The organism is Enterobacter sp. ECC_219_Taxon_10 (assembly GCF_058354905.1).
Map to the genome: position 1 here is coordinate 3,149,648 of NZ_CM178005.1, position 16,723 is coordinate 3,166,370.

General features: G+C 56.5%; 13 protein-coding genes and 2 tRNA genes. 8 read left to right on the forward strand and 7 right to left on the reverse strand.

Annotated elements, in window-relative coordinates:
• Positions 1–150: 150 nt before the first annotated feature.
• Genes AC4ICF_RS15065 through AC4ICF_RS15075 form a run of 3 tightly spaced genes read left to right on the forward strand, consistent with a single transcriptional unit; the run spans position 151 to position 5,260 of the window.
• On the forward strand, positions 151–1,236 hold the full coding sequence (locus AC4ICF_RS15065) for an efflux RND transporter periplasmic adaptor subunit (protein ID WP_316379443.1): 1,086 nt from the start codon (positions 151–153) through the stop codon (positions 1,234–1,236).
• Entirely contained in the window at positions 1,236–4,298 is a 3,063-nt protein-coding gene (locus tag AC4ICF_RS15070) for an efflux RND transporter permease subunit (RefSeq protein WP_316379442.1), read from the forward strand. The genes AC4ICF_RS15065 and AC4ICF_RS15070 overlap by 1 nt, the downstream gene beginning before the upstream one ends.
• Positions 4,295–5,260 carry an acyltransferase gene (locus AC4ICF_RS15075; RefSeq protein ID WP_316379441.1) on the forward strand — a complete coding sequence of 322 codons (966 nt, stop codon included), beginning with the start codon at positions 4,295–4,297 and terminating at the stop codon, positions 5,258–5,260. Before AC4ICF_RS15070 ends, AC4ICF_RS15075 begins: the two co-directional genes overlap by 4 nt.
• On the opposite strand, the gene pagP is transcribed toward AC4ICF_RS15075, so the two are convergent.
• Positions 5,257–5,832 carry a lipid IV(A) palmitoyltransferase PagP gene (pagP, locus tag AC4ICF_RS15080; protein WP_116338879.1) on the reverse strand — a complete coding sequence of 192 codons (576 nt, stop codon included), beginning with the start codon at positions 5,830–5,832 and terminating at the stop codon, positions 5,257–5,259. The two genes, AC4ICF_RS15075 and pagP, sit on opposite strands and share 4 nt — an antisense overlap.
• A gap of 256 nt (positions 5,833–6,088) precedes the next feature.
• On the opposite strand from pagP, the gene shiA reads away from it, so the two are divergent.
• The 3 genes from shiA to AC4ICF_RS15095 all read left to right on the forward strand — a co-directional run bounded on the left by shiA (position 6,089) and on the right by AC4ICF_RS15095 (position 10,718).
• Entirely contained in the window at positions 6,089–7,405 is a 1,317-nt protein-coding gene (gene shiA, locus AC4ICF_RS15085) for a shikimate transporter (RefSeq protein ID WP_116338877.1), read from the forward strand.
• A 73-nt stretch (positions 7,406–7,478) separates the two neighbouring features.
• Complete coding sequence (locus tag AC4ICF_RS15090; protein ID WP_023617725.1) at positions 7,479–8,933, forward strand: AMP nucleosidase; 1,455 nt, start codon at positions 7,479–7,481, stop codon at positions 8,931–8,933.
• Between the two features lie 18 nt (positions 8,934–8,951).
• Positions 8,952–10,718 carry an aminopeptidase P family protein gene (locus AC4ICF_RS15095; protein ID WP_491466101.1) on the forward strand — a complete coding sequence of 589 codons (1,767 nt, stop codon included), beginning with the start codon at positions 8,952–8,954 and terminating at the stop codon, positions 10,716–10,718.
• Between the two features lie 142 nt (positions 10,719–10,860).
• On the opposite strand, the gene AC4ICF_RS15100 is transcribed toward AC4ICF_RS15095, so the two are convergent.
• Together AC4ICF_RS15100 and emmdR are read right to left on the reverse strand one after the other, a co-directional pair.
• Positions 10,861–10,936: transfer RNA gene (locus AC4ICF_RS15100), tRNA-Asn, on the reverse strand.
• Between the two features lie 103 nt (positions 10,937–11,039).
• Entirely contained in the window at positions 11,040–12,494 is a 1,455-nt protein-coding gene (gene emmdR / locus AC4ICF_RS15105; protein WP_192984777.1) for a multidrug efflux MATE transporter EmmdR, read from the reverse strand.
• A 162-nt stretch (positions 12,495–12,656) separates the two neighbouring features.
• On the opposite strand from emmdR, the gene AC4ICF_RS15110 reads away from it, so the two are divergent.
• Both AC4ICF_RS15110 and AC4ICF_RS15115 read left to right on the forward strand, forming a co-directional pair.
• Positions 12,657–12,732: transfer RNA gene (locus AC4ICF_RS15110), tRNA-Asn, on the forward strand.
• Between the two features lie 53 nt (positions 12,733–12,785).
• Positions 12,786–13,121 (forward strand): gamma-glutamylcyclotransferase family protein, encoded by a 336-nt coding sequence (locus AC4ICF_RS15115; RefSeq protein ID WP_163329805.1) that lies wholly within the window; start codon positions 12,786–12,788, stop codon positions 13,119–13,121.
• 47 nt (positions 13,122–13,168) lie between these two features.
• On the opposite strand, the gene AC4ICF_RS15120 is transcribed toward AC4ICF_RS15115, so the two are convergent.
• From AC4ICF_RS15120 to dacD, 4 genes are all read right to left on the reverse strand, one after another.
• Positions 13,169–13,504 carry a DUF496 family protein gene (locus AC4ICF_RS15120; protein ID WP_010432067.1) on the reverse strand — a complete coding sequence of 112 codons (336 nt, stop codon included), beginning with the start codon at positions 13,502–13,504 and terminating at the stop codon, positions 13,169–13,171.
• A gap of 158 nt (positions 13,505–13,662) precedes the next feature.
• Positions 13,663–14,721 carry an FUSC family protein gene (locus AC4ICF_RS15125; RefSeq protein WP_316379439.1) on the reverse strand — a complete coding sequence of 353 codons (1,059 nt, stop codon included), beginning with the start codon at positions 14,719–14,721 and terminating at the stop codon, positions 13,663–13,665.
• Between the two features lie 92 nt (positions 14,722–14,813).
• On the reverse strand, positions 14,814–15,287 hold the full coding sequence (sbmC, locus tag AC4ICF_RS15130) for a DNA gyrase inhibitor SbmC (RefSeq protein ID WP_116338867.1): 474 nt from the start codon (positions 15,285–15,287) through the stop codon (positions 14,814–14,816).
• A 119-nt stretch (positions 15,288–15,406) separates the two neighbouring features.
• Positions 15,407–16,573, reverse strand: coding sequence for a serine-type D-Ala-D-Ala carboxypeptidase DacD (gene dacD / locus AC4ICF_RS15135; RefSeq protein ID WP_116338865.1), 1,167 nt, complete (start codon positions 16,571–16,573; stop codon positions 15,407–15,409).
• Positions 16,574–16,723 lie beyond the last annotated feature (150 nt).

A 16,723-nucleotide genomic window follows, 5' to 3' on the forward strand; every position in this document is an offset into this window, starting at 1 on the left:
TCCGCCTGGGTATGTTCATTGCGCTCGCCATTATCGCCAGCACGGCGATTGGTTTATTTACCTATATGGTCGTCACTGTTCTGGCCGAATAGTGTCACCCCCTGCCCTTGCTACGGAATAAATAAAACAGTTATTTATTAGGGGAATACATTGAACCGCTACTTCTCTCTTCTACCATTCGTTTTATTAACGCTCACGGCGTGCGACCCGAAACCGGAGCAAGCCTCCCCCCTGCCGCGAATGGTAAAAGTGGCGGAGGTGGCTGTCCCCGGACACGCCCAGCAGCGCGTCTTTCCCGCCCGCATTGAATCGGGCGATGCCACAGACCTTTCCTTCAAGCGTGCAGGTCAAATTGAAGCGCTCGATATACGCCAGGGCGCAGCCATCAAGCAGGGACAACAGCTTGCCAGATTAAACGCCCGTGAGGCCCAGCAGCGGGTTAACGACAGACAAACGGCAGCGACGCTGGCCCAGCGACAATTCGATCGCTTCCAGACGCTGGCGGGCCGCCAGGCGATTTCGAAAGCAGAAATGGATGTGCAGCGTGCAAACCGCGATTCGGCGAATGCGGCGCTTCAGATTGCCAGAGAGGAACTGAATCAGATGACGCTCGTCGCCCCCTTCAGCGGGACGGCAGCCAGCGTACATGTACGAAACCATCAGGTGGTGTCTGCCGGTCAGCCCATTGCGACCCTAACCCGGACCGATCTGCTGGACGTGGTGTTTAGTATTCCCGAGAACCTGTTCAAAACCCTTGATATCCGCAACGCGCAGTATCGCCCCGTGGTGAGAATTAACGCCATTCCGGATCGCGAATTTACCGCCGTCTACAAAGAACATTCGGGCAGCAGCGACAGCAATACCCTGACCTGGCAGGTGATACTTACCATGCCGCGGCCTGATGATTTTCCCGCCGTCGGCGGCGTAAGCGGTACGGTGACCATCAATTTAAGCAACCTCCCGGCGGGCGCGGATGCTCAGGCGCTGGTCGTACCGGTTGAGGCAGTCTTTAACCCGGACAACAGCCCGCGCAATGAGCCGCACGTCTGGGTCGTAACGGGCGAAGGCGACACGCTGCATCTTGAAGACCGCAAGGTCAGCGTGGGGCAAGTGAGTACCGAAGGCGTGGTGATTACCAGCGGGCTTAAGGCGGGCGAGCGCGTGGTGGCCGCAGGCGTTGGGGAGCTCCATGCTAACCAGCCGGTGCGTATCTGGACGCGTGAACGGGGACTGTAATGGATATCTCTCGTCAATTTATTAATAACCCTGTTCGCGTCTGGCTAACGATCCTGCTGCTGGGCATCGGGGGTATTTTCGCCCTGTTGAATATCGGCAGGCTGGAAGATCCCGCCTTTACCATTAAAACCGCAGTGGTGGTCACCCACTACCCCGGCGCATCCGCTCAGCAGGTTGAAGAGGAGGTGACGCTTCCGCTGGAGAATGCCCTTCAGCAGTTGCCTTATCTGGACAACGTGAGCTCTATCTCTTCAAACGGTCTGTCGCAAATCACCGTTAACATCGCTTCTCGCTATCACTCGAACGAGCTGCCGCAGATTTGGGATGAACTGCGCCGCCGCGTGGGCGATGCCTCGCGTCAGTTTCCGCCCGGCGTCGTCACGCCCTTTGTGAATGACGATTTCGGCGACGTGTTCGGCTTCTTCTTCGCCATTTCCGGAGATGAATTCAGTAATCCTGAACTGGTGAGATATGCGGAGCAGCTGCGCCGGGAGTTGATTCTGATCCCCGGCGTCGCGAAGGTCGCCATCGGCGGGGCCATTAGCCAACAGGTCAACATCGATATCTCCCTGACCAAAATGGCCGCGCGGGGCATTACGCTGAACCAGCTTTCCGCCCTGCTCAGCAGGCTTAACATCGTTTCCAGTGCCGGAGAAATTACCTCCGGCACCGAATCCATTCGCCTGCACCCGACCGGTGAGTTCGAGAATCTTGATGAACTGGCGGATCTCATCATCTCGCCTTCCGGCACCGGGGCGGCGACGCGTCTGCGGGATATCGCCACGCTGTCGCGCGGGCTGAACGAATCGCCGGCCAGTATCTACCATGCCAACGGCAAAAAAGCCGTCACCATGGGCGTCTCGTTTATTCCCGGCGTGAACGTTATCGACGTGGGCCACGCGCTGGAGGCGAAGTTAAACCAGATGTCGGTGGAAAAACCGGCGGGCATACAGATAGACCTGTTTTACGATCAGGCCGCCGAAGTAGGCCATTCCGTTAACGGTTTTATTATTAACTTCCTGATGGCGCTGGCGATTGTCATCGGCGTGCTGCTGATCTTTATGGGCGTACGCAGCGGGATCATCATTGCGTTTTCTCTCGCGCTTAACGTGCTGGGCACGCTGCTGATTATGTATCTGTGGGGAATTGAGCTGCAGCGCATATCGCTCGGGGCGCTGATTATCGCCCTCAGCATGCTGGTGGATAACGCCATCGTGATTGTCGAAGGAGTGCTGATCGCCCGACAGCAGGGCTCCCCGCTGTTAACCGCCGTGAACAACATCATCCGCCGCTCCGCCCTGCCGCTGCTGGGGGCGACGGTGATTGCCATCCTGGCGTTTGCCCCTATCGGGCTGTCGCAGGATTCCACAGGGGAATATTGTAAATCCCTGTTCCAGGTGCTGCTGATTTCCCTGATGCTGAGCTGGTTCTCGGCGCTCACCCTCACCCCGGTGCTGATTAAGTGGTGGTTGTTTAAAAACGACAGCGCGCCCGATAAAACCGACGAGTCAGATCCTTACGATAAACGACTCTACCGCGCCTACCAGCGCCTGCTCAACACGCTGCTGCACCATAAGGCACCGACGCTCATTGTCATGGCTGCGCTGCTGGCAGCGTCTGTCTGGGGCTTCGGCGCCGTGCGGCAAAATTTTTTCCCGTCGTCTAATACGCCGATTTTCTTTGTCGACCTCTGGTTACCCTACGGCACCGATATTAAATGGACCGAGAAAATGACCGGCGATATTGAAAAGACGATCAATGGCCAGCCGGGCGTGGAGACCACCGTCTCAACCATCGGTCAGGGAAGTATGCGATTTATTCTGACCTACAGCGGGCAGCGGCAGTACGGCAACTATGCGCAGATCATGGTGCGCATGGACGACCAGCGCAACATCTCTGCCCTGACGCGCCACGTGGACGAGTACATCGCGCGAAACTATCCGCAGGTCAACGCCAGCACCAAACGGGTGATGTTTGGCCCCTCCGGCGACAGCGCCATTGAAGTGCGTATTAAAGGCCCGGATCCTGACAGGCTGCGCCTGATTGCCAGCCAGGTGGACGATATTTTGGCGCGCGACCCGGCCACGGGGAGCGTCCGGAACGACTGGCAAAACCGCAGCAAAGTGATCCGCCCGCAGTACGTAGCCGCGCTGGGACGCGAGCTTGGCGTGGATAAACAGGACGTCGACAACGCGCTGGAGATGAATTTCTCCGGCAGCCGTGCGGGGCTGTACCGGGAAGGCAGCGACCTGCTCCCCGTGGTGGTCAGGCCCCCGGAAAGTGAAAGGCTGGATGCCAGTCATCTGAACAACGTGCTGGTGTGGAGCCAGACGCGGCAGCAGTATATTCCGCTGAGTAACGTCGTCAGCCGCTTCTCGCTGGAGTGGGAAGATCCGCTAATCCTTCGACGCGACCGCTCGCGGGTACTGACGGTTCAGACGGACCCGGACCCGCTGAGCCAGCAAACCTCCGGCGATATTCTCGCCCGCGTGAAGCCGCAAGTGGATGCCCTTCCCCTGCCGCACGGCTACAGTATCGAGTGGGGAGGCGACGCGGAAAACTCCAGCGAAGCGCAGCAAGGGCTATTCACTACGCTGCCTCTCGGGTATCTGGTGATGTTTGTGATTACGGTTCTGATGTTCAGCTCGGTAAAAAATGCCGTCGCTATCTGGCTGACCGTACCGCTGGCGCTGATTGGCGTCACGCCGGGATTTTTAATTACCGGTATTCCCTTTGGCTTTATGGCGCTGATAGGTCTGCTGAGCCTGAGCGGCATGCTGATCCGCAACGGCATCGTGCTGGTGGAAGAGATCGAACAGCAGAAAACGCAAAAGGATCAGCACAGCGCGATCGTTTATGCTGCCACCTCGCGCCTGCGCCCTATCCTGCTCACCGCGTTTACGACCGTACTTGGCCTGGCTCCGCTGCTGCTGGACGTTTTCTTCCAGAGCATGGCCGTTGTGATTATGTTTGGACTGGGGTTTGCTACAATCCTGACGCTGCTGGTACTCCCCGTTATCTATGCGTGTTTCCATCGTAAGGACGAAGCCAAACAACAATGAATGCGACAGGGCTGAACATTATCAAGACGCTGGGCTGCATGACGGCGGTTACCTTCTTCACCATCTACAATACCTGGGATCATTATGATTATGACTATCACTGGATCCTGGGGTTTTTAACCTTTATCTCGACCATCGCCACGCCGCTGTTTTTTGTGGTGTCGGGCTATCTCGACGGACAATCGCGGCACGGCACCCGCTGGCAGCTGAGTAAAATTAAAAGCCTGGTGATTGTTTTTCTGTTCTGGATAACGATCTACTACCTGTGGGAGCCTTATCAGCGTGGCTATCTGATTCAGCCCTGGTTTGTGTTCGCCTTTATGGTGATTTATACCTTTCACCCGGCAGTTGAGTGGCTTAGCCAGCGGAGAGCGCTGTTCTGCGGCGCGATTGCTGCCCTGCTGCTCTTTTCCTACGGATACGATCTGCTATCGGCGCTTTATCCTGAAACGCACATCCTTTCTCTGTCACCGCAGTATCGGCTGTGGACATGGCTGCTGTTTTATCTGACGGGGCAACTCTTTTGCGACCCGAAAATTGCCGAGTGGATTAGCCGCAAAAATGTGGTCAGGGCGGCGATGGTCGCCATCCCCTTTATCTATCTTTTCACCTGGTTTTACGAGCGCCACTTCTTCTTCGCGCTGTTCAAGGCGGACAGAAACGCCTTTATTCTCACCGGCTCTCAAATTTACATTTTGATCATCGCGCTGGTGATTGCGGCGAACGGCGTGCGCTTTCGCCGCAACGCTGAATTTAAGGAGTCCATTCTGGCCGCCATCAGCAAAACGATGACAGGCGTGTACATTGTGCACTACTCGGTGTTTCATCTGCTGACGGCGCTGATACCGGTGACCTCTCTCGGTATGAAGCTGGCGCTGATTGTGCTCACTTTCATTACCTCTGTTCTCTTCTCCATGCTGGTATTGTCTAACGCCGTGGCAAAAAAGGTGATCACCCTTTAAAAGCCTAAGCGCAGCCAGGCAAAGAGCACGTTACCGTTGTTATACGTCCCGGGAATATAGGTGAACTGGACGGTAACGCGCTTATACCCGGCCGAAAACAGCGGGAAGATGAACGGTAGCGGGACATAGTTTGCAAAATCATCTCGCGCCGTGATGCCCGCCGCGGCACCGAGTCCAAGCCGGAAATCTTTGGCATTATCCAGATACCAGCCCTTCTCCCAGCCATAGCCCATCGCGGGCTGCCATTCGTTGTGCGAGTCCTTGAACATCATCGCAAACAGCGCGCTCCAGTTGCCCTCTTCGTTATAGCGAGAAACGCCCAGTCCGCCGCCCCATGGCATTTCATTGTAATTGTCGGTTTTTTCTTTGTCGTACATGAAGCGGGCATGCCAGCTCAGAAACGGCAGGTACAGATCGTAACGTTGTGGCTGAGTCCAGGTTTGCGAAACATCGTCCGTTAGCGCATTCCACCAGCCGCTGATGCGCTGTTCGCCGTAGACGCTGGGTTCCGCATGAAGCGGCGTGGCGAATAAAAACAGAACCATCAAGAGTGCCGAAAAGGTGCGTTGCATCGTGATTCCCTCAGCTTAAGTCACGCAGCGGTCACTATTACTGTAAACCATTCAGCAGGTAACGGAGCCAGGCAGACATAATTATAGCGCTGTAGGTGCAGATGAAATTTATTTATTCAGCGCCTTCCGGAAAGATAAAAACGTTTTCTCAGGCGTTCTGTCGCGGTAGTCTCATAGGTTCCGTTTACAGGACGGACGCAAAGTGAGTGACCTTTTCTTATACCAATAATTAAAAATCAGTACGGACAGGACAACTATGGACTCCACCCTCATCTCCGATCGTCCCAACGAGGAGACACCTTCGCTCAATCGCGCCCGCCGCGCCGCCCTCGGCAGCTTCGCGGGTGCCGTCGTCGACTGGTATGATTTTCTGCTTTATGGCATTACCGCCGCGCTGGTATTTAACCGCGAATTCTTCCCCCAGGTCAGCCCCGCGATGGGCACCCTCGCCGCCTTTGCCACCTTCGGCGTCGGGTTCCTGTTTCGCCCGCTCGGCGGGGTGATCTTCGGCCACTTTGGTGACCGCCTCGGCCGCAAGCGCATGCTGATGCTCACCGTCTGGATGATGGGGATCGCCACCGCGCTGATTGGCATTCTTCCTTCGTTTTCCGCCATTGGCTGGTGGGCGCCGGTGCTGCTGGTCACTCTGCGCGCCATTCAGGGCTTCGCGGTGGGCGGTGAATGGGGCGGCGCGGCGCTGTTATCTGTTGAAAGCGCGCCGAAAAACAGGAAAGCGTTTTACAGCAGCGGCGTGCAGGTGGGGTACGGCGTGGGCCTTCTCCTCTCCACAGGGCTGGTATCGTTAATCAGCCAGCTCACCACCGACGAGCAGTTCCTGAGCTGGGGCTGGCGCATTCCGTTCATCTTTAGCATCGTGCTGGTCATCGCCGCGCTGTGGATCCGTAACGGGATGGAGGAGTCCACGGAATTCGAACAGCAGCAGCGGGAAAAGCCGGTTGCGAAAAAACGGCTGCCGGTAATGGAAGCGCTGGTTCAGCATCCTGGCGCTTTTCTGAAAATTATCGCCCTGCGCCTCTGTGAACTGCTGACGATGTATATCGTCACCGCGTTTGCCCTGAACTACTCGACGCAGAACCTCGGCCTTCCCCGCGAGCTATTCCTGAATATTGGCCTGCTGGTCGGCGGGATCAGCTGCCTGACCATCCCCTGCTTCGCCTGGCTGGCGGACAGGTTTGGCCGCCGCCGCGTCTATATCACCGGGGCGCTGATTGGCAGCCTCAGCGCCTGGCCGTTCTTTATGGCGCTCGAAGCACAGTCGGTCTTCTGGATCGTCTTCTTCGCCATCATGCTCGCCAACATCGCCCACGATATGGTGGTCTGCGTGCAGCAGCCGATGTTCACCGAGCTGTTTGGCGCGAGCTATCGCTACAGCGGTGCGGGCGTGGGCTACCAGGTGGCAAGCGTGGTCGGCGGCGGATTTACGCCGTTTATTGCCGCCGCGCTGGTCACCTTCTCCGGCGGAGACTGGCACAGCGTGGCGATCTATCTGCTGGCCGGCTGCCTGCTGTCGGCGGCGACGGCGCTGCTGATGAAAGAGACGAGCCACGCCTGATCTCCCTTTTGTTTCACGGGCGTGTGACATACTATCGGGTAGAGTCGCACACCTGTGGAACAAGGAGACAGAGATGAATAATAAGGGCTCCAGCCTGACCCCGGCTCAGGCGCTGGAAAAACTCGACGCGCTGTATGAACAGTCCGTCAATGCGCTGCGCAGCGCCATTAGCGAATACATCGAAACAGGGAAACTCCCCGATCAAAAGGCCAGAAACGAGGGCCTTTTTGTTTATCCATCGCTCTCTGTGACCTGGGACGGCAGCGCCAGCACAACGCCGAAAACCCGCGCCTACGCCCGTTTTACCCACTCCGGCTGCTACAGCACCACCGTCACCCGCCCTGCACTGTTCCGCCCTTATCTTGAAGAACAGCTCACGCTGCTGTACCAGGACTATGGTGCGCATATTGCCGTTGAGCCCTCACAACATGAAATCCCGTATCCCTACGTGATTGACGGCTCGGCGTTAACGCTTGACCGCTCCATGAGCGCGGGATTGACCCGCCACTTCCCAACGACGGAACTTTCGCAGATTGGCGATGAGACGGCAGACGGGATTTATCACCCGGCAGAATTTTCTCCCCTGTCGCATTTTGACGCACGCCGCGTGGACTTCTCGCTGGCGCGCCTGCGCCACTACACCGGTACGCCAGCCGAGCATTTCCAGCCGTTTGTGCTCTTTACCAACTACACCCGCTACGTTGACGAGTTCGTCCGCTGGGGCTGCAGCCAGATCCTCGACCCGGAAAGCCCGTACATCGCGCTGTCCTGCGCGGGCGGGATCTGGATCACCGCCGAGACCGAAGCGCCCGAGCAGGCCATCTCCGATCTGGCGTGGAAAAAGCACCAGATGCCGGCCTGGCACCTCATCACCGCCGACGGTCAGGGCATCACCCTGATCAACATCGGCGTGGGTCCGTCAAATGCCAAGACCATCTGCGATCATCTGGCGGTCCTGCGCCCTGACGTGTGGCTGATGATTGGCCACTGCGGCGGCCTGCGCGAAAGCCAGCTGATTGGCGACTACGTGCTGGCCCACGCCTATCTGCGTGATGACCACGTGCTGGATGCGGTGCTGCCGCCGGATATTCCTATCCCGAGCATCGCCGAAGTGCAGCGCGCGCTGTATGACGCCACTAAAGAGGTCAGCGGCATGCCGGGTGAAGAGGTTAAACAGCGCCTGCGCACCGGTACGGTCGTCACAACGGATGACCGCAACTGGGAGTTGCGTTACTCCGCCTCCGCGCTGCGGTTCAACCTGAGCCGGGCGGTGGCGATTGATATGGAGAGCGCCACCATTGCCGCCCAGGGGTATCGCTTCCGCGTTCCTTACGGCACGCTGTTGTGCGTCTCCGATAAGCCGCTGCACGGTGAAATTAAGCTGCCGGGTCAGGCCAACCGTTTCTATGAAGGGGCAATATCCGAACATCTGCAGATTGGCATTCGGGCCATCGACCTGCTGCGAGCGGAAGGTGACAGACTGCATTCGCGCAAGCTGCGTACCTTCAACGAGCCGCCGTTCCGCTAATAGCAATAAGGAAAAAACATGCACATCCCTACACCGCTCTCTGCCCTGCGCCACTGGCTTGAGGCAAGTTATCTCGACGGGATGATCGTCCCGCGTGCGGATGCCTGGCAGAGCGAATACTGCGCGCCCTACGACGAAAAGCTGGCCTGGCTGACGGGCTTTGACGGCTCTGCCGGCGTCGCGCTGGTGCTGAAAAACAAAGCGCTGCTGTTCGTCGACGGGCGCTATCAGGTGCAGGCCCGCGTTCAGGTGAATATGGATGAGGTTGAGATCCACCATCTGCACAACGAGCCGCTGGCAGACTGGCTGGCGGCAAACGTTGAGGCGGGCACGCGCATCGGTTTTGACCCACTGCTGATGACCAACTCAGAGTTCACACAGCTGTCAGCCACGCCGTGCGAGCTGGTGCCGCTGAACGCATCACCGTTTAACGCCTTATGGACCGATCGCCCTGCCGCACCGGCGGGGCTTATACGTGAAATGCCGGTAGAGACAAGCGGTGAAAGCAGCGAGGACAAACGTCAGCGCGTTGCCGCCGTGCTGGCCGCGAACAATGCTGACTATCTGGCCGTTACGCTGCCGGATAACATTGCGTGGCTGCTCAACGTGCGCGGCTCGGATATTCCCACCAGTCCGGTACCGCTCTCCTTTGCCCTGCTGAGTCGTGACGGTCACGTTGAGTGGTTTGTTAACGACAATAAGCTCAGCGCCCTGCCTGACGAAGTGCGCAATGCGTTCACCATTGCGCCGCAGGACACCTTTATTGAACGCTGTCAGCAGCTTGCTGAAGGGAAGCGGGTGATGGTTGATGCCGATTCCGCCCCCGTCGCCCTGCGCTTCGCCATTGAACCACGGGGAGAAATTGTCTGGCGAACCGATCCCATCACCCTGATGAAAGCTACCAAAAACCCGGTCGAGCTGGCGGGTTATCGCGCGTGTCATCACCAGGACGGGGCCGCGTGGGTCAATTTCCTCGCCTGGTTGAGCCGCGAAGTGCCGCGTCGTGCAGCGGCCGGACAACCGCTCACCGAGCTGGAAGTGCAGGCTCAGCAGTTGGCATTCCGCAAACAGCAGCCCGGTTTTATCGAGCAGAGTTTTGCGACTATCTCTGCTTCCTCCAGCAATGCGGCGATGTGCCACTACCATTCGAGCGAGGCCAGCAATAAGTCCATCGGCCATGACCATTTTTACCTGAACGATTCCGGCGGTCAGTATGCTAACGGCACCACCGACGCCACGCGCACGCTGGCGTGGGGTAAGGTCGACCCGCAGCAGCGCCTGCACTACACTGCTGTGCTGAGAGGCTTCCTGTCGCTCATTACCCTGCAGTTCCCTTCCGGGACTCAGGGGCATCAGCTGGATGCGTTTGCGCGTCGCCCGCTGTGGGAGATGGGGCTGGATTACGATCACGGCACGGGACACGGCGTGGGGCACCAGCTTCTTATCCATGAGAACCCGCATCGCATCGCCAAAAAGGTCAACCCGTGGCCGCTGGTGGCGGGCAATATCATGACTATCGAGCCGGGTTACTATCTGGGCGACAGCCACGGTATTCGCATTGAAAACCAGGTGGAGATTGTGGAGAGCCGTCCGGGGTTCTGCAGATTTGCCTCGCTGACGCTCATCCCGATTGATTTAAGCCAGGTGGAATTGCATCTGTTGAGCGAGCAGGAAAAACAGTGGCTGGATGCATATCATCAGCAGGTACGGGAGGCACTCTCACCGCTGGTGAATAGCGAGGCGCGTACGTGGCTGGTTGAGGCGACGGCACCGATTGGCGTGTAATTTCGCGCGGTCTGGTGCCCTCACCCCATCCCTCTCCCACGGGAGAGGGAGCAAACACTAAAAACGGCAACCAGGTTGCCGTTTTGCATTTACCTTGCGCAGAAAAGCAAAAAGCCTGCTTTAAAAGCAGGCTTTTTAAATTTGGCTCCTCTGACTGGACTCGAACCAGTGACATACGGATTAACAGTCCGCCGTTCTACCGACTGAACTACAGAGGAATCGTGTGAACGGGGCGCATATTATCGATGCTCCCCTGGGATGTCAAAGACAGAATGCAGATTTCGGATCGTTTGCCGATTTATTCTCCACTTCGCGCAATTGTCAGGCATTCTGTCGCGGATATTTCCACAGCCAGCGCCCGCTGACCATACGCCAGTAGAACAGCGCCCCGCGCACGGCCCAGTCAAGGAACATCCCCAGCCAGACACCAACCACGCCCCAGCCGAGCACCACACCCAGCGTATAGCCCGCCACAACGCGACACCCCCACATGCCAAGCATGGACACCCACATAGCAAAACGGGCATCGCGCGCCCCTTTCAGCCCGGCGGGCAGCACCCAGGATGCCGCCCAGATGGGCATAAAGGCGGCGTTGAGCCAGATGAGGATCTTCACTACCTCTTTAACATCCTCTTCGTGGGTATAGAACGCGGCCATCAGCCCGGCAAACGGCGCGGTTCCCCAGGCGATCAGCGTCAGCCCTATGGTCGACAGCCAGAAAACGTGCCGCAGCTGCCGCTCCGCCTGGCCTATCTGCCCTTTCCCGAGCCGTTTGCCCGTGATAATGGTTGATGCCGAACCCAGCGCGTTACCCGGCAGGTTAATCAGCGAGGCGATGGAAAAGGCGATAAAGTTACCGGCGATAACGTCGGTCCCCATCCCGGCGACAAACATCTGCGTCAGCAGCTTCCCGCCGTTAAACAACACGGATTCAATACTCGCGGGAATACCGATTCCCATCACTTCCCAGATAATGGCGAAGTTCAAGGGCCGGAAGTAGCTCTTGAGCGTAAGACGCAGCGAGGGCGTAATTCCCGTCATCAGCACCCCGATGATGGCCGCCGCACCGATATAGCGTGAAATGGTTAACCCCAGCCCCGCTCCTACGAACCCCAGCCCATCCCACGAGAACGCGCCGTAGATCAGCACGCTGCTGATAATGATATTCAGGATATTCATCCCGCCGTTGATCAGCAGCGGAATTTTGGTGTTGCCCGCCCCACGCAGCGCGCCGCTGCCAATCAGCGCAATGGCCGCCGCCGGATAGCTTAAAACGGTCATCTCCAGGTAGGTCAGCGCCAGGTCTTTAACCTCGTTCGTGGCTTCCCCTGCGACAAAGTCGATAATCTCTTTACCGAAATAGTGGATCACCGCCGCCAGAACAATCGAAAAAATGGTCATGATCATCAGCGACTGGCGGGCCGCCTCGCGCGCACGTTTGGGGTCAAGCTTGCCGAGGCTAAAAGCCACCACCACCGTCGTACCGAGGTCTATGGCAGCAAAAAATGACATCACCACCATGTTAAAGCTGTCCGCCAGCCCGACCCCCGCCATCGCTTCTTTCCCCAGCCAGCTCACCAGGAAGGTGCTCAGGACCCCCATCAGCAAAACGCAGGTATTTTCCAGGAAGATAGGCACAGCGAGAGGGGTGATTTCACGCCAGAACAGGACACGATAGCTTTTACGTTTTGCATACCACGGCGTGCGCTCTATCGCCTGGCGTAAGGAGGCAGTGACGTTCAAAATGGACCTTAGCGAGAAAAGTTGAAACTCCATTTCAAATGATGGGGGAGAAAAGCTAATCCTGCAAAGTATTTTCCTGAAAAAAGATGTGTGGAATTACAACAAACTGACGACAGAATCAGCAATCAGTCGATTTTCCCTAAGATCAGGTTTGACAAAAGTTTTTTCGCCGCTAAGATAAGCCTCCACAACGATTCCTCTGTAGTTCAGTCGGTAGAACGGCGGACTGTTAATCCGTATGTCACTGGTTCGAGTCCAGTCAGAGGAGCCAAATTTAAAAAGCCTGCTTTTAAAGCAGGCTTTTTGCTTTGCGGATAAAGGAAAATGAACGCTCTGTTTGTCTACGGCACACTGCGCCCGGGCCACGCTAATGCGCATATTCTTGAAAACATCGGCGGGGAATGGCTGGCCGGTTCCGTATCCGGTACGTTTTACGAACGCGGCTGGGGTGCGGCGGCGGACTTCCCGGGGATTATCCTCCACCCCGATGGACCGCGTGTCGAAGGCTATCTGTTTATCTCTGATAACCTTCCCGCACACTGGCAGATGCTGGATGAATTTGAAGACGGCTATGACCGGGTTGAGGTCACAGTGACCACCCTTAAAGGTGGGCAGGTTAAGGCCTGGATTTATCAGCTACAGCCGCGCTCTGAATCATAAAAAAAGGCTCTCTGTCACCAGAGAGCCTTTTTCACTATTCGCTGCGATTACTCGCTTTTTGCTTCGGCGTTTTTAATTTCGCCCATCACTTTCAGCTTCTTGGAGATGTCGCGACGCTCTTTGGACAGCTCAGCGTTTTTGATGATGTAGTCATCAACGCGGTCTTCATAGTCGCTCTTCATGCTGGCGATGATGCCCTGAATAGCTTCAACGCTCATGCCTGGCTTGATGTAGTCGCTCAGGTTATCGAGCAGCAGAACACGTTTCTGGTTGTCACGGATCTTCTTCTCAACGTCCTGGATTTCACGCTGCAGCTTGTTTTTGCGGCGGAACAGGCGGACGAATTCCAGAACATCCTGGAACGAAGGCTTGGTAGTTTCCATTTTTACACCCCTGATAATGTGAGATTCGGATTCGTTAAAGCAACCGTTGTAACAATAACCTTACTGACAGCGGCTGCGAATGACAATGAGTATATCGTTTAAAGCTATCATAACCCCAATTGCTGCTGAATCGAAGCAGCAGCCGTCACATACGCCTTTTATTTGCGCAGCGCGCGGCAAATAAGGTGCGATAACAGCTCAAGCTGCCGCGCCAGTTCCAGGCTCAGCCAGACGTAGCCATGAATAGGCGTTTCCGCCACGTTATCGCCCTGACGTTCATTGATTAGCTGCTTCAGCTCCGCGACGATCTCATTCAGCCGCTCGCTGTTGACCAGTATCGGCTGCGGGTTCCCTTCATAGAGCGCATGAGCGATGGTCAACAGCGTTTGCTGCGTCATCTGCTGGGTCTCTTTGAGGGTCTGCGCGTTAAGCATCAGCAGATGGCTTGGACGCGAGGCCCAGTGGGCATTGATTTGCAGTTCAAGCATGCAGACCAGATTGCGGCTTACCGTCTGGATGGCTTCGAAAATCGCTTTCTGAATATGGGTTTCTTTGCTGGCGGGCGCGATGAGGCCGCGCATTTTAACCACGTCGTTGAGGATCGTTTGCAGATGTTTTTCCAGCCGGGGACGCTCAACCAGATTCGGGGAAAAACCGGCCTGATAGACGCGGTTAAAGGCGGTGACGTAGTTAGCCATCTGAATACGCCAGTGCAGAAAAGCACGCTGCGGCCAGATACCAGTGAAGAGCATGGCCAGCAGTGACCCCAGGATGACATCCCCGCTTCGCCACAGCGCCGTAGTCATATCCCCGGCGGGCGCACCGACAACCACCGCGAGAGTAATACCAATCAGCAGCGCCTGATAAGGCCGCTTACCCAATGCCAGCCAGCCGCAGAGGAACATGGCAGCACCGCACCACGCCAGCATCACGGGAAATGAGATGAGTTCCAGCTTCAGGGCAATAAGCCCCAGGGCAGATCCAAGAACGGTACCGCCTATCCGCTCGAAGGCGCGAGGAACAACGTTCCCCCAGAATGAGATAGGCCCCATTACCACCACCAGCGTGATCAGCGGCCACGTTCCCTCCGGTACATCCAGCAACCGGACCAGTACAAAGGTCAACACGAAAGCCAGCGCGATGCGACTCCCGTGCACCACGCGGTAATGTTTGTACAAGCGAATTTCAAATGGGGTTAATGATTTGTCGGGACGCACACCCGCTCTCCAGCAACACGGCAAATCACAATTGTACTGTGTTTTCAGCCGGGCGGATCGCACCCGGCTGAAAAACCCTTCATATTGCAGGATTAAACCGTTTTGTGCTCTACCGCGATATACATTTCAATGTCCCAATAGCCGTCCGCATTGCCGTCGTTAAGATAGCGTTCGAAGCAGGGTTTGAGCGCCATCTGGTATTTACTGTCCTGCAATAAAGAATTGAAGAACTGATACCACGGCGTCGCAAAGTCGTAGTTTTCCACGCGCGCCGTCGCCACGGCGTAATCCCCGCCAGCGATTTCAGTCATCATGACGCCTTCGCTGTTTTCCGGGATAACGAAATCATCCGGTACCGTAACGGCCGTATCGCAGCGCAGTTTTTCTGCCGGGACCTCATCGGGGTTATCGTAGTAGACCGCAACCCACTCCAGCGGCTCAATGTGACGCCCGTCCACCCACATAACCAGCTGTTCAAAGCCCTGCTTAACCGTTTTTTCCCACGGCCCAACAAGATGAAAACCCGCAATCTTACGTTTCTGTTGCTGCTTGATGCTGTAGTCCATGCTGCCTCCGCTTATTACTGTATATTTATACACTATAAAGCTGGATTACTATTATCGGCAAACGAGAAGTGTTTATTATGTGAGCAGACTCGCAACCCTGCCTGTCTGCCCATCAGCGGTTAAAGCGTGTGGTGCAGATAATCGCTCAGGCGTGAGAATACGCCTCCCTTATCAACGGCTTCCAGAGTGACCAACGGCCAGTGCGCCACGACCTTGTCGCGATCGTAGAGCTGGATCTCCCCAACCCGCTGATGCGCGGCAATCGGCGCTTCCAGCTCTTTTTTATCCAGAACGTATTTAGCCTTGATGTTCTGCACTTCCGCTTTCGGTAACGCCAGCCAGAAGTCCTGATCCGTCCCCAGATTTATCTGTTCTTTATCGCCGTACCAGATACGCTCTGTCCCCACTTTTTTACCGTTATGCAGGATCTGCACCGTATCGAAGTTCTGCTGTCCCCAGTGCAGAAGCTTACGCGCCTGGTCTTCGCGCCCTTTGGGGCTGTCGGCCCCCATCACCACCGCGATTAAACGACGCTGTCCGTCAACGGCAGACGCAATCAGGTTAAAGCCCGCACCCGAGGTGTGCCCCGTTTTCAGGCCGTCCACGTTCATGGTTTTATCCCACAGCAGGCCGTTACGGTTCTGCTGAGTGATCCCGTTCCAGGTGAGGCTCTTTTCGCTGTACATATGGTAAAAATCAGGCTCACCGTGAATGATAGCCCGGGAGAGCACGGCCAGATCGTAAGCGGAGCTGTGCTGCCCTGGCGCATCCAGCCCGTGGACGGTTTCAAAGTGCGTATCGCGCAGGTTCAACTTCTGCACGTAGTCGTTCATCATCTTCACAAACTGCGGCTGCCCGCCCGCCACGTGGTCGGCCAGCGCCACGCAGGCATCGTTGCCGGAATCGACAATCAGACCGCGGCTTAAGTCACGCACGGAGACGCGATCGCCCTCTTTCAGGAACATCAGCGACGAGCCGTCAAAAACCGGGTTGCCTTTGGCCCACGCGTCACGCCCTACGGTAACAATGTCATCCGGCGTAATACGGTGGCTGTCAATGGCCCGATCGACTACATAGCCCGTCATTAGCTTAGTGAGGCTCGCCGGATTACGTTGTTGATGTTCGTTGCCCGCCGTTAAAATTTGACCAGTCGTGTAGTCCATCAGCACCCAGGATCCCGCCTGAATGGCTGGAGGCTGCGGCGAAAAATCCAGTGGCTCAGCCGCAAAAGCAGATGAGACACTCGAAGCGAGTAAAGAAACAGCAATAAACAGACGGCGTTTCAACGGTATATCCTCAGGTCATTAAAAATCGATGACCTTTTTACGGGAGTTCTGATGTCGTTACCTGGCTTAATTGCAAAAAAATGTGACAGAACGCAGGTTTTCCGCTGAAGTTCCCTCGCAAATTTACGCCATGCCGGCGCTTTTTATTCG

Excerpts from the sequence above, each read along its gene's own strand:
- AC4ICF_RS15070 (WP_316379442.1), top strand. The coding sequence starts at position 1,236 with ATGGATATCTCTCGTCAATTTATTAATAACCCTGTTCGCGTCTGGCTA.
- AC4ICF_RS15075 (WP_316379441.1), top strand. The coding sequence starts at position 4,295 with ATGAATGCGACAGGGCTGAACATTATCAAGACGCTGGGCTGCATGACG.
- pagP (WP_116338879.1), bottom strand. The coding sequence starts at position 5,832 with ATGCAACGCACCTTTTCGGCACTCTTGATGGTTCTGTTTTTATTCGCC.
- shiA (WP_116338877.1), top strand. The coding sequence starts at position 6,089 with ATGGACTCCACCCTCATCTCCGATCGTCCCAACGAGGAGACACCTTCG.
- AC4ICF_RS15090 (WP_023617725.1), top strand. The coding sequence starts at position 7,479 with ATGAATAATAAGGGCTCCAGCCTGACCCCGGCTCAGGCGCTGGAAAAA.
- AC4ICF_RS15095 (WP_491466101.1), top strand. The coding sequence starts at position 8,952 with ATGCACATCCCTACACCGCTCTCTGCCCTGCGCCACTGGCTTGAGGCA.
- emmdR (WP_192984777.1), bottom strand. The coding sequence starts at position 12,494 with ATGGAGTTTCAACTTTTCTCGCTAAGGTCCATTTTGAACGTCACTGCC.
- AC4ICF_RS15115 (WP_163329805.1), top strand. The coding sequence starts at position 12,786 with ATGAACGCTCTGTTTGTCTACGGCACACTGCGCCCGGGCCACGCTAAT.
- AC4ICF_RS15120 (WP_010432067.1), bottom strand. The coding sequence starts at position 13,504 with ATGGAAACTACCAAGCCTTCGTTCCAGGATGTTCTGGAATTCGTCCGC.
- sbmC (WP_116338867.1), bottom strand. The coding sequence starts at position 15,287 with ATGGACTACAGCATCAAGCAGCAACAGAAACGTAAGATTGCGGGTTTT.